We start from the raw sequence: 12,385 nt of genomic DNA, 5'->3' as shown, positions 1-12,385 counted from the left end.
GAAGGGCCGGACAAGAACCACCGCCGACGAGTCTCGCAAAGCCGACATGAGTGCCGCCGTTGTGCCTTCGTGGCTGAGTTCGTGCCGCGAAATCTGAGACCCCACAACACGGCCGCTCAGGTCTGTGCCATGTCCACGAAGCGCGAATAGTGGCCCTGGAAGGCCACGGTGATCGTCGCCGTCGGGCCGTTACGGTGCTTGGCCACGATCAGGTCCGCCTCGCCGGCTCGGGGGGACTCCTTCTCGTACGCGTCCTCTCGGTGCAGCAGGATCACCATGTCGGCGTCCTGCTCGATGGATCCGGATTCACGCAGGTCGGAGACCATGGGCTTCTTGTCCGTGCGCTGCTCGGGACCACGGTTCAGCTGGGAGAGCGCGATCACCGGGAGCTGCAGCTCCTTCGCGAGCAGCTTGAGGTTTCGGGACATGTCCGAGACCTCCTGCTGGCGGCTCTCGGCGCGCTTCGACCCACCGGACTGCATCAGCTGGAGATAGTCGATCACCACGAGCTTGAGGTCGTTGCGCTGTTTGAGACGACGGCACTTCGCCCGGATCTCCATCATGGAGAGGTTCGGGGAGTCGTCGATGTACAGGGGAGCGGCCGAGACGTCCGGCATTCGGCGGGCCAGCCGTGTCCAGTCCTCGTCGGTCATGGTGCCGGAACGCATGTGGTGGAGCGCCACTCGTGCCTCGGCCGAGAGCAGTCGCATGGCGATCTCGTTGCGCCCCATTTCAAGGGAGAAGATCACGCTGGGCAGGTTGCTCTTGATCGAACAAGCCCGAGCGAAGTCGAGCGCCAGCGTGGACTTACCCATGGCCGGACGAGCCGCGATGACGACCATCTGGCCCGGGTGCAGTCCGTTCGTCAGGGCGTCGAGGTCGGTGAAGCCGGTCGGAACCCCGGTCATCTCGCCGCTGCGCGAACCGATCGCCTCGATCTCGTCGAGAGCGCCTTCCATGATGTCGCCGAGCGGCAGGTAGTCCTCGCTGGTGCGCTGCTCGGTGACGGCGTAGATCTCGGCCTGCGCGGAGTTCACGATGTCGTCGACGTCGCCGTCGGCCGCGTATCCCATCTGCGTGATCTTCGTCCCGGCCTCGACGAGCCGCCTCAGGACAGCCCGTTCGTGAACGATCTCCGCGTAGTACGAAGCGTTGGCCGCGGTTGGCACCGACTGGACGAGGGTGTGCAGATACGGGGCCCCGCCCACCTTGGTGATCTCACCGCGCTTGACCAGCTCGGCCGCCACCGTGATCGGGTCGGCCGGCTCGCCCTTGGCATAGAGATCGAGGATCGCCTGGTAGACGGTCTCGTGCGCGGGGCGGTAGAAGTCGTGCCCCTTGATGATCTCCACGACGTCGGCGATGGCGTCCTTGGACAGGAGCATGCCGCCGAGGACCGACTGCTCGGCATCGAGGTCCTGGGGCGGGACCCGCTCGAAACCGGGGGGACCGTCCTCCCACCCGCCGCGTTCCCTGCCGCGTTCGTGCTGCTCGCCACGGTCCCGGCCGTCACCTCGGCGCTGGCGGGTGACGGGCAGACGGTCACTGGGACCGGTGTCGGCCCAGGGGTCGTCCAAAGGCTCGGGAATGCTCACCGGGCCACCTCCTCCCGTCCGCTCCGCGGACCTCGCCGTGCCACTCTTTCTTACGGCACAGCACCGACAAACAAGACGCCCGACTCCGGTTCCGGCGCATCGAGTTCTACGGGGTTCCAGGGCCGGAACGGGCTGCGGGCGCCGGACCACGGTAGGCCGCTCTGCACCGTCAGCCAATCTGGTTATCCACAGGGCATGTGGACGACAGACCAGATGCTGTGGAGAACTCCGCAGAACCTGTGCACGGAGCGGGGGACAGCACTGTGGACAAACTCATAGCACCCTCCCCACCAGCCCCCTGACCTGGGCTTTCTCCATCCACGGGCTGTGGGGGAGAAAAACTTTTCAACTCAGCTCAAGATCACGACAAACAGCACGCAGGAGAACCCTGCCTGCTAGCAAATGTAAGGATTGCTAGCGCATTGCATCCATTACCTGTGGAAGATTAGATTGGCCCCCATGACCCAGGCCCCGGCAACCTCGCCGCCCAGTCGTCGACGGCACGACCGCGAGATCATCTCGCTCGCCGTCCCTGCCTTCGGCGCACTCGTCGCCGAGCCTCTCTTCGTGATGGTCGACAGCGCTATCGTCGGTCATCTGGGCACACCGCAGCTGGCCGGTCTGGCCGTCGCCGCGGCACTGCTGACGACCGCCGTCAGTGTCTTTGTCTTTCTCGCGTATGCCACCACCGCGGCAGTGGCGCGTCGGGTCGGAGCGGGCGATCCGGCCTCCGCGATCCGACAGGGCATGGACGGAATCTGGCTGGCCCTTCTGCTCGGCACAGGTGTCATCGCCGTCGCACTCCCCACGGCCCCGTGGCTCGTGCACGTCTTCGGTGCCTCAGACACCGCCGCCCCTTACGCGATCACCTATCTGAGGATCTCCAGTCTCGGCATCCCGGCCATGCTCGTGGTGATGGCTGCGACCGGTGTACTCCGTGGCCTGCAGGACACCAGAACCCCGCTCTATGTCGCCATCGGAGGCTTCGCGGCCAACGGGGCCCTCAACGCGGGACTCGTCTACGGTGCCGGGCTCGGCATCGCAGGATCGGCCTGGGGAACAGTGATCGCCCAGATCTCCATGGCCGCCGCCTATCTGGTCGTGGTGGTCCGAGGGGCACGTCGACATGGGGCCTCTCTGCGTCCCGATGCCGCCGGTATCAGGGCCAGCGCCCAGGCCGGCGTCCCACTGCTCGTCCGCACGCTGTCGCTCCGCGCCGTCCTGATGATCGCCACAGCAGTGGCCGCCCGCCTCGGCGACACCGAGATCGCCGCGCATCAGATCATTCTCTCGCTCTGGAGCCTGATGGCCTTCGCGCTCGACGCCATCGCCATCGCAGGGCAAGCCATCATCGGTCGCTATCTGGGAGCCGGCGACGCCGCGGGCGCACGAGAGGCATGCCGCCGCATGGTGCGGTGGGGCATCGTCTCCGGAGTGGTGCTCGGGGCGCTGATCGTCCTTGCCCGGCCACTGTTCGTGCCCCTGTTCACGGATGACCAGTCCGTTCAGGGCACCCTGCTCCCGGCGCTGCTGGTGGTGGCGCTGTCCCAGCCGATCTCCGGCGTGGTCTTCGTCCTAGACGGGGTGCTGATGGGCGCCGGAGACGGTCGCTATCTGGCATGGGCCATGCTCGTGACTCTGGCCGTCTTCGCCCCGGTCGCCCTGCTGGTGCCGAGCTTCGGCGGCCTGACTGCCTTGTGGTGGGCGATGGCGCTGATGATGGCCGTCCGCATGATGACGCTCTGGCTGCGCACTCGGTCGGGCAAGTGGATCGTCACCGGCGCCACCCGTTGAGCACCACCGAGCGGTTCAGCCGTTTCACGTGAAACGGCTGAACCGCCAGACTGCAGAACCGTGCAAGAGCGGAGACGCGGATCAACGCCGAACAGTGAAGGGCCGTACCCCTCGGGGTACGGCCCTTCACCTGCTCTGGTGAGCTGTGCCCTTAGGCAGCAACAACCTCGATGCCGAGGTTCGCAGCGACCTCGGGGTGCAGACGCACGGACACCTGGTGCCCGCCGAGCGTCTTGATCGGCGAGCCGAGCTCGACGCGACGCTTGTCGACGTCCGGGCCACCGGCAGCCTTGATCGCCGAAGCGATGTCGGCCGGGGTCACGGAGCCGAAGAGGCGACCGGCTTCGCCGGAGCGAACGGCCAGGCGGACCTTGACGGCCTCAAGCTTCGTCTTGACCTCGTTGGCCTGCTCGATCGTGGCGATCTCGTGGATCTTGCGGGCGCGGCGGATCTGCGCCACGTCCTTCTCGCCACCCTTGGTCCAGCGGATGGCAAAGCCACGCGGAACCAGGTAGTTACGGGCGTACCCGTCCTTGACGTCGACGACGTCGCCCGCAGCGCCGAGGCCGGAGACCTCGTGGGTGAGGATGATCTTCATGTTTCGGTCACCCTTCCCTTATCGCGCGGTGGACGTGTAGGGCAGCAGCGCCATCTCACGGCTGTTCTTGACTGCCGTGGCGACGTCACGCTGGTGCTGCGTGCAGTTGCCGGTCACGCGGCGGGCACGGATCTTGCCACGGTCGGAAATGAACTTCCGCAGCATGTTCGTGTCCTTGTAGTCCACGTACTGGGTCTTGTCCTTGCAGAACGCGCAGACCTTCTTCTTAGGCTTGCGCACAGGCGGCTTCGCCATGGTGTTTCTCCTGTGTGATCAAGAAGTGGGGGTACGAGCTGCCCTAGAAGGGAGGCTCGTCCGAGTAGCCGCCGCCGGAACCGCCGGAGCTTCCGCCCCAACCGCCTCCTTGCTGGCCCCCGCCCTGCTGGCCGCCGGACGGCGCGCTCGTGGCCCACGGGTCGTCGGCGGGAGCGCCGCCACCACCCTGCTGGCCACCGCCGCTGGGACCGCCGCCCCAGCCGCCTCCGCCCTGCTGGCCACCGCCGTATCCACCCTGGCCGCCCTGACCACCGCGACCGGTGGTCTTGGTGACCTTGGCCGTGGCGTTCTTGAGGCTGGGGCCGACTTCCTCGACGTCCAGCTCGTAGACCGTGCGCTTGACGCCCTCGCGGTCTTCGTACGACCGCTGCTTCAGCCGGCCCTGCACGACAACGCGCATGCCTCGCTGAAGCGACTCGGCGACGTTCTCCGCCGCCTGCCGCCAGACCGAGCAGGTGAGGAACAGGCCTTCGCCGTCCTTCCACTCATTGGTCTGCCGGTCGAAGATGCGGGGAGTGGACGCGACACGGAACTTCGCGACCGCCGCACCGGACGGGGTGAAGCGCAGCTCGGGGTCGTCGACGAGATTGCCGACGACCGTGATGACGGTCTCGCCTGCCATGGGTGAACCTCTCGGCGGGGATTGCTTCTGGCTGCTTGCTGCTACTCGAACCCGATGACCACTGAGCTAGATGCTCAGTGGATCTCGGGACGGAGGACCTTGGTCCGGAGGACCGACTCGTTCAGGTTCATCTGGCGGTCGAGCTCCTTGACGACCGCAGGCTCGGCCTGCAGGTCGATGACCGAGTAGATGCCCTCGGGCTTCTTCTTGATCTCGTAAGCGAGACGACGACGGCCCCAGGTGTCGACCTTCTCGACCTTTCCGTTGCCCTCACGGACGACGGAGAGGAAGTTCTCGATCAGCGGGGAGACAGCGCGCTCCTCGAGATCGGGGTCGAGGATGACCATCACCTCGTAGTGACGCATGTGGAACCCACCTCCTTTGGACTCAGCGGCCACGGTCGTTCCGTGGCAGGAGGGTCGTGATGCGTGAGCAACAGTGTCTCCGAGTAGAACAGCCACCACTGACAACGCCCTCCTCCTGGAGGGGGCCGCAGTGCTGGCCTGGGCAGACACCAGTGCAGACGTTACAGACTACCCGCACACCCGCTTCCGGTTGAAATCCGGTGCTCAGGAGACGCAATCTGGACACATCGGGTGTGAGCGGCGCCACGAGGCGCCGCCCTTCGGCCAGGAGGTACTCCATGGCACAGGCAGTTCGACCCCGTCCCCGCGTCTCCCTTCTTGCCACGGACGGCAAGAAGCATCCGCTCCAGGAGACCCTGGTCGCGGTGACCCTGGTGCTCGGTGCGCTCGCCTTCGTGACGGCGATGTTCCACAACCTGCACCTGATCAGTTCGTGGGCCGGGCTGATCGGAATCCTCACCGCCGCGTACGGGCAGTACGTGTCGGCGACCACGCGCGAGAGGTTCCCGCTGATCATCGGCATGGGCGCGTCCGCCATCGGGTTCTTCCTGGGCATGGCTCACGGCGGCCTCTTCGGCGGCATAGTGGGCTGATTCGAGAAAGAAACAACCACACACAACCAGACAGATCCGGACAGATGAGTCGGCGCGAGGGCCCTCGCAGGGACCTGGCGCCGCTCCCCGTTCAGGGGCCCGGCCACCCGGGTCCCGGCGGGACGAACCGGCAAGGTCGCACAGGGCCAGACGGGGCGCTCCCCGGTCGCAGTAGGCTTCGGCGCGAGAGCCGGAGCCCCTGACCGATGGGGACACACCTGCCGAGGAGCGCCCCGCATGAGCCTGACCCTGAGGACCATCAGCCGAGAGCAGCATCTGGCTTACATCCAGAATCTGCCCGCGGCGAGTCACATGCAGGTCCCGGCATGGGCAGATGTGAAAGCCGAGTGGCGCTCCGAGAGCCTGGGCTGGTTCGACAAGAACGAACAGCTCGTCGGCGTCGGCCTGGTGCTCTACCGGCAGCTTCCCAAGATCAAGCGGTATCTCGCCTACCTGCCCGAGGGCCCGGTCATCAACTGGTACGCCCCGAACCTGGACGACTGGCTGCGGCCGATGCTGGCGCACCTCAAGCAGCAGGGCGCCTTCTCCGTGAAGATGGGCCCGCCGGTCATCATCCGTCGCTGGGACGCGCCCGCCATCAAGTCGGGCATCCAGGACCCGGACGTGAAGCGGCTGCGCGACGTCGAGGCCACCCACATCGAGCCGCGCGCCTTCGAAGTGGCGGACCGGCTGAGGAAGATGGGCTGGCAGCAGGGCGAGGACGGCGGCGCCGGTTTCGGCGACGTGCAGCCGCGCTACGTCTACCAGGTGCCGCTGGCGAATCGTTCGCTCGAAGACGTCCACAAGGGCTTCAACCAGCTGTGGCGACGCAACATCAAGAAGGCCGAGAAGGCCGGCGTCGAGGTCGTGCAGGGCGGCTACGCCGAGCTCGACGAGTGGCAACGGCTGTACGAGATCACGGCGGAGCGCGACCACTTCCGGCCGCGGCCCCTCGGCTACTTCCAGCGCATGTGGACCGCCCTCAACAACGAGGACCCCAACCGGATGCGGCTGTACTTCGCCCGGCACGAGGGCGAGAACGTCGCGGCCGCGACCATGCTGATCGTCGGCGGCCACGTCTGGTACTCGTACGGCGCGTCCGCCAACCACAAGCGCGAGGTCCGCCCCTCGAACGCGATGCAGTGGCGGATGCTGCGCGACGCGTACGCCATGGGGGCCACCGTCTACGACCTGCGCGGCATCTCCGACTCGCTGGACGAGACCGACCACCTCTTCGGTCTGATCCAGTTCAAGGTGGGTACCGGCGGGCAGGCTGCCGAATACCTCGGCGAGTGGGACTTCCCGCTCAACAAGCTGCTGCACAAGGCGCTCGACATCTACATGTCGCGTCGCTGATACGCGTCGTCCCGCTGACGAAACCGGCTTCATTCGTTTCAATGGGGACTTCGGCCCGACAGTCACCCCACAAAACCCCGCACCCCTCTGATCCACCGCAGCCACCAGAAAGGTTCCGGACCGGCCATGGCGCTCTCCCTCTACGTCGACACCGCGCGCTGGCGGGCGCACCAGAAATCCGTCCTCGACCAGTTCCCCGGCCTCGTCCCGGTCTGCAAGGGCAACGGATACGGTTTCGGTCACGAGCGGCTCGCCGACGAGGCCATCCGCTTCGGCTCCGACACGCTCGCCGTCGGCACCACCTACGAGGCGGCCCGTATCAAGGACTGGTTCAGCGGCGATCTGCTGGTCCTCACCCCGTTCCGCCGGGGCGAGGAGCCGGTGCCGCTGCCCGACCGTGTCATCCGGTCCGTCTCCTCCGTGGACGGAGTGCACGCCCTGGTGGGCGCGCGGGTCGTCATCGAGTGCATGAGCTCGATGAAGCGCCACGGTGTCAAGGAGGAGGAGCTCGGGCTGCTGCACGCCGCCATCGAGGACGTACGCCTCGAAGGCTTCGCCCTGCACCTGCCGCTGGACCGCACGGACGGCTCGGACGCGGTCGAGGAAGTGATCGCCTGGATGGACCGGCTCCGCGCCGCCAGGCTGCCGCTGCACACCATGTTCGTCAGCCATCTGCGCGCCGAGGAGCTGGGCCGGCTGCAGCAGCAGTTCCCGCAGACCCGCTTCCGCGCCCGCATCGGCACCCGGCTGTGGCTCGGCGACCACGAGGCGACGGAGTACCGGGGCGCCGTTCTGGACGTCACACCTGTCGTCAAGGGTGACCGCTTCGGCTACCGCCAGCAGAAGGCCGCCTCGGACGGCTGGCTGGTGGTCGTCGCGGGCGGTACGTCGCACGGTGTGGGGCTGGAGGCTCCGAAGGCCCTGCACGGGGTGATGCCGCGCGCCAAGGGCGTCGCGCGGGCGGGTCTGGCCACGGTCAACCGCAACCTGTCCCCGTTCGTCTGGGCGGGCAAGCAGCGCTGGTTCGCCGAACCGCCGCACATGCAGGTGTCGATCCTGTTCGTTCCCTCGGACGCGCAGGAGCCGAAGGTCGGTGACGAGCTGGTGGCCCATCTGCGGCACACGACGACCCAGTTCGACCGCCTCGTCGACCGCTAGGAAGGCTCCGGTGGCTCTCTCCGTGGGCTCCGGCCCCCGGAGAGAGCCGGATCAGTCGGCGGCGGGACCGCGCGCCGCGCCCCAGTCCACCTGCGGCCCTTCGACGGCAGGCTGGGCAAGCCGCGGCGGACGCGCCGCGCGCCTCAGCACGAATACGTCCGCGGAGCCGTCGAGCACCCCGCCGGACGGATCGTCCGACCCGTCACGCCGCACGACGTCCCGCTCCGGCACCAAGATGTCCCGTACGACAACGGCGCAGAGGTACAGCGTGCCCAGCAGATGCAGGGCGATCGCCAACTGATACCCCTCCGTGGGCAGGCCCTGATGCTTGTCCCCACTCGTCGTGTAGGCGAGGTACATCCAGATGCCCAGGAAGTACATGACCTCGCAGGCCTGCCAGATCAGGAAGTCGCGCCACCGCGGCCTGGCCAGGACGGCCAGAGGAATCAGCCACAGCACGTACTGCGGTGAATAGACCTTGTTGACGAGGATGAACGCGGCGACGACGAGAAAGGCGAGCTGCGCGAAGCGCGGCCTGCGCGGAGCCATCAGCGTCAGTGCGGCGATGCCCGCGCACAGCAGGACCATCAGCAGTTCGGAGACGTGGTTGACCGTCGATGTCTCGATGGACATGCCGGTGCGCTGGGTGATGATCAGCCAGAAGGAGCCGAAGTCGATGCCCCGTTCCTCGCTGAACGTGTAGAACTTGCTCCAGCCCTCGGGCGCGAAGATCATCACTGGCAGGTTCACCACCAGCCAGGAGCCTGCCGCCCCGAGCGTCGCCAGCCCGAATTCCCGCCACTTGCCCGCCCGCCAGCACAGCACGAGAACGGGCCCCAGCAGGAACAGGGGATAGAGCTTGGCGGCCGTGGCGAGCCCGATGAGGACGCCGAACGCCAGCGCCCGCTTCCGGGACCACATGAGCATCGCCGCGGCCGTCAGTGCGACGGCCAGCAGGTCCCAGTTGATCGTGGCGGTGAGCGCGAAGGCAGGTGCGAGGGCGACCAGCAGCCCGTCCCAGGGGCGGCGCCGGTGGGTACGCGCTACACAGACGGCGATGATCACGGCGCAGATCATCAGCATGCCGGCGTTGACCATCCAGTACATCTGCTCGCGGTGCTGAACGTCCCCGCCCGGTGTCAGCCAGGACGCGATCTGCATGAACACACCCGTCAGAACGGGGTACTCCAGGTACTGCATGTCGCCGGCCAGCCGGTCGAAGTACGGGACGAGGCCGTCGGAGAAGCCGCGTGCGACATAGAGATGTGGAATGTCCGAGTAGCAGGCGTGCGTGTACTGCGAACCGGCGCCTCTGAACCACGCCCAGTTGTAACAGGGCAGCTTCTGCACCATGCCGAGCGCGAACATCCCGACAGCCACCAGCGCGATGACGCCCACGGGCGTGAGTGCCGTGGTGCCGAGCCGTGTCCAGCGCCCCGACCGCCCACCGATCAGCTCGCTGCCGGCCTCGGCGATCTCGTCCTGGTGCGTGGGCCGCACAACGGGCCGTGTCTGGTCCACACTCGTGTCTTCTCGGCTTGGCATGCCGCTCATCCTGCCGTACAGGGCTGTGGAAACGTCGAGGGCCGCCGCACCATGTGGTGCGACGGCCCTCGACGGGAACCCAGCCGGCTCGATCGCCTGTCTACCCGGCAGGGGAGCCGCTAACCGGCCGGGCCTCCGAAGATTCCACCGTTCCCGTTCCCGTTCCCGTTGCCGTTCCCATTACCGTTCCCGTTGCCGCCGACCGGTGGCGTGGTGGATGTCGACGGGTCGGGATCGGGGCCACCGACGTCTCCGCCGTTCGCAGCACCGGTACTGGTTCCACCGTTGCTGTTCTGGCAGTTCCGGTCCCAAACGCTGCAGGTCTCGCTGGGGTCGGGCGCGGGCGGGGACGGGGGTGCCGAAGGCGACTCGGACGCCGGGGCGGTCGGCGTCGGCGACGTCTCCATCGTGGGCGTCGGCTTGGGGCTCTGCGCACCGCCACCGTAGACCTTCTCACCGATCGGCGTCGGCTCCGGGAAGGTCAGGACCGGCTGGCCCTGCAGCGCGCCCGCCATGTAGTCGTGCCAGATCTGGGCCGGGAACGAGGCACCGTGGATGGTCTTCTCACCACCCGTCCCGTACATCTTCTCGAACTTGCGGTTCGCGTTCTTCTCGTTGTCGTCCAGCCGGTACATGCTGATGGCCGTCGACAGCTGCGGGGTGTAGCCGACGAACCAGGCCGACTTGTTGTCGTCCGTCGTACCCGTCTTGCCCGCCACGTCGCGGCCGGGGAGCTGTGCGGGGGTACCGGTTCCCTTCTCGACGACGTTCTTCAGAACATCGGTGACGTTGTCGGCGATGTCCGGGCCGAAGGCGCGCTTGGACGCCTCCTTGTGCCGGTAGATGACCTCACCCTCGTGCTTCACCTCGGTGACCGAGTACGGCTCGCGCTGCATACCGCTGTCGGCGAAGGTCGCGTACGCGCCGGCCATGCGGATCGCACTGGGCGAGGACGTACCGATGGAGAACGACGGCACATTCGAATTCGCCATGTTGTTGTCGTCCTTGAGCCCTGCGGCGAGGGCGACGTCCTTCACCTTGTCGGTGCCGACGTCCATACCCAGCTGTACGTAGGGGGAGTTGGCGGACCACTGCATCGCCTCACGAAGGGTGATGTTGCCCCGCGACTCATGGCCGTCGTTGGCCTGCAGCCACTCCTTGCCGTTCTCGTCCTCCCAGATCTCGCCGTTGTACTTCTTGATCTTCAGCTTGTCGTCGGCGTTGTAGATGCTCAGCGGCGAGACCTTCTCACGCTGCGCGTCGGCCTGGTCCGCGGGGAGCGAGGGGTCGCGCTTGCCGTACTGCATCGCTGCCGCCAGCACGAACGGCTTGAAGGTCGAGCCGACCTGCGCACCGGTGGGATCGGCGTTGTTGGTGTAGTGCTTGGTCGCGTCCTCACCGCCGTAGATCGCCACGATGGCACCGGTCTTGGGATCCACCGACCCGCCGCCGAACTGGACGTGGGTGTCCGTCTCGGGGCGCTGCTTCGGCTTGATCTTGCTGTCGTAGACCTTCTGGACCGCGGCGTCGAGCTCCTTGACCTTCTTCTTGTTGAAGGTGGTGTGGATCTCGTAGCCACCCTGGGCGAGCTTTTCCGCCGTGACGCCCCGGTCGTTGTTGTTGAGGAAGTACTTCTTGGCGAGGTCGACCAGGTAGCCGGTCTGACCGCCCAGCTGGGCGTTCTTCTTCGGCGGCTTGGGCGTCGGGAACTCGGTGTACTTGGCGCGCTCCGTCGCCGAGAGGCGGTTGTCCTTCACCTCTTCGTCGAGGATCCACTTCCAGCGCTTCTTGGCCCGTTCGGTGTTCTTCGCCTTGGTGGCCTGCACTTCGTCGATCTCGGGGGCGCCCGCCGGGTCGTAGTAGGAGGCTCCCTTGAGCAGCGTGGCCATGAAGGCGCACTCGCTCGGGTTCAGATCCTTGGCGTCCTTGCCGTAGTACGTGCGGGCCGCGGCCTGGATCCCCGACGCACCCCGCCCGTAGTACGAGATGTTGAGGTAGTCACGGATGATGTCCTTCTTGTCCTTCGTGTTCGTGACTTTGAGCGTGATGAAGAGTTCCTGGAACTTCCGGCTCAGGGTCTGCTCCTGAGACAGGTACGAGTTCTTCACGTACTGCTGGGTGATCGTGGAACCACCCTGGGTCTCGCCGCCACTGGCCATGTTGTACAGGGCACGGGCGATACCCATCGGGTCGATGCCGCTGTCGTGCTCGAAGGACTTGTTCTCTGCCGAGATGACCGCGTTCCGCATGGCTTCAGGAATCTGGTCGTAGCCGATGATCTGACGGTTGACCTCACCGCCCGTGGCAACCATCTGCGAGCCGTCGTCCCAGAAGTAGACGTTGTTCTGCGCTTTCGCGGTGGACTTCACGCTGGGCGTGGTCACCATCGCGTACGCGAGACCGGCGAGGCCCATGATCAGGCCGAGAAAGCCGACGCAGAGACCGGAGACCAGCTTCCACGACGGCACCCAGCGTCGAAAGCC

Annotated in this window: 11 protein-coding genes; 4 read left to right on the top strand and 7 right to left on the bottom strand. The window is 66.6% G+C overall.

What is annotated here, in order from left to right:
• Window positions 1-116: 116 nt before the first annotated feature.
• Window positions 117-1,595: a replicative DNA helicase gene (dnaB, locus tag ACIQCZ_RS18195; RefSeq protein ID WP_402283338.1), complete on the bottom strand. Its 1,479-nt coding sequence runs from the start codon at window positions 1,593-1,595 to the stop codon at window positions 117-119.
• Between the two features lie 459 nt (window positions 1,596-2,054).
• Here dnaB and ACIQCZ_RS18190 point away from each other — a divergent pair, with 459 nt between their 5' ends.
• Window positions 2,055-3,389 (top strand): MATE family efflux transporter, encoded by a 1,335-nt coding sequence (locus ACIQCZ_RS18190; protein WP_402283336.1) that lies wholly within the window; start codon window positions 2,055-2,057, stop codon window positions 3,387-3,389.
• A 151-nt stretch (window positions 3,390-3,540) separates the two neighbouring features.
• Here ACIQCZ_RS18190 and rplI read toward each other — a convergent pair whose 3' ends face one another.
• The 4 genes from rplI to rpsF all read right to left on the bottom strand — a co-directional run bounded on the left by rplI (window position 3,541) and on the right by rpsF (window position 5,250).
• Window positions 3,541-3,987 carry a 50S ribosomal protein L9 gene (rplI, locus tag ACIQCZ_RS18185; protein WP_351076346.1) on the bottom strand — a complete coding sequence of 149 codons (447 nt, stop codon included), beginning with the start codon at window positions 3,985-3,987 and terminating at the stop codon, window positions 3,541-3,543.
• An 18-nt stretch (window positions 3,988-4,005) separates the two neighbouring features.
• A complete protein-coding gene (rpsR, locus tag ACIQCZ_RS18180; RefSeq protein ID WP_003967857.1) occupies window positions 4,006-4,242 on the bottom strand; it encodes a 30S ribosomal protein S18 in 237 nt (78 codons plus the stop codon).
• A gap of 43 nt (window positions 4,243-4,285) precedes the next feature.
• Entirely contained in the window at window positions 4,286-4,885 is a 600-nt protein-coding gene (locus ACIQCZ_RS18175; protein ID WP_351076348.1) for a single-stranded DNA-binding protein, read from the bottom strand.
• Window positions 4,886-4,959: 74 nt separating this feature from the next.
• A complete protein-coding gene (gene rpsF, locus ACIQCZ_RS18170) occupies window positions 4,960-5,250 on the bottom strand; it encodes a 30S ribosomal protein S6 (protein WP_015609864.1) in 291 nt (96 codons plus the stop codon).
• Window positions 5,251-5,528: 278 nt separating this feature from the next.
• Here rpsF and ACIQCZ_RS18165 point away from each other — a divergent pair, with 278 nt between their 5' ends.
• From ACIQCZ_RS18165 to ACIQCZ_RS18155, 3 genes are all read left to right on the top strand, one after another.
• Complete coding sequence (locus tag ACIQCZ_RS18165; RefSeq protein ID WP_376275213.1) at window positions 5,529-5,843, top strand: hypothetical protein; 315 nt, start codon at window positions 5,529-5,531, stop codon at window positions 5,841-5,843.
• Window positions 5,844-6,080: 237 nt separating this feature from the next.
• Complete coding sequence (locus ACIQCZ_RS18160; RefSeq protein WP_376208326.1) at window positions 6,081-7,199, top strand: lipid II:glycine glycyltransferase FemX; 1,119 nt, start codon at window positions 6,081-6,083, stop codon at window positions 7,197-7,199.
• Between the two features lie 126 nt (window positions 7,200-7,325).
• Complete coding sequence (locus ACIQCZ_RS18155) at window positions 7,326-8,357, top strand: alanine racemase (RefSeq protein ID WP_351076358.1); 1,032 nt, start codon at window positions 7,326-7,328, stop codon at window positions 8,355-8,357.
• A gap of 51 nt (window positions 8,358-8,408) precedes the next feature.
• Here the strand turns inward: ACIQCZ_RS18155 and ACIQCZ_RS18150 are convergent, their stop codons facing one another.
• On the bottom strand, window positions 8,409-9,902 hold the full coding sequence (locus ACIQCZ_RS18150) for a glycosyltransferase family 87 protein (RefSeq protein ID WP_402283333.1): 1,494 nt from the start codon (window positions 9,900-9,902) through the stop codon (window positions 8,409-8,411).
• A 119-nt stretch (window positions 9,903-10,021) separates the two neighbouring features.
• The gene (locus ACIQCZ_RS18145) at window positions 10,022-12,370 is read right to left on the bottom strand and encodes a transglycosylase domain-containing protein (RefSeq protein WP_402283332.1); all 2,349 of its coding nucleotides are present in this window, start codon (window positions 12,368-12,370) and stop codon (window positions 10,022-10,024) included.
• Window positions 12,371-12,385: the final 15 nt, after the last annotated feature.

The sequence above is a fragment of the Streptomyces sp. NPDC093149 genome (genome assembly GCF_044754145.1).
Classification (GTDB): Bacteria; Actinomycetota; Actinomycetes; order Streptomycetales; family Streptomycetaceae; genus Streptomyces.
The sequence above is the reverse complement of the archived record's forward strand: the minus strand, read 5'-3'. Positions and strand labels throughout refer to the sequence as shown.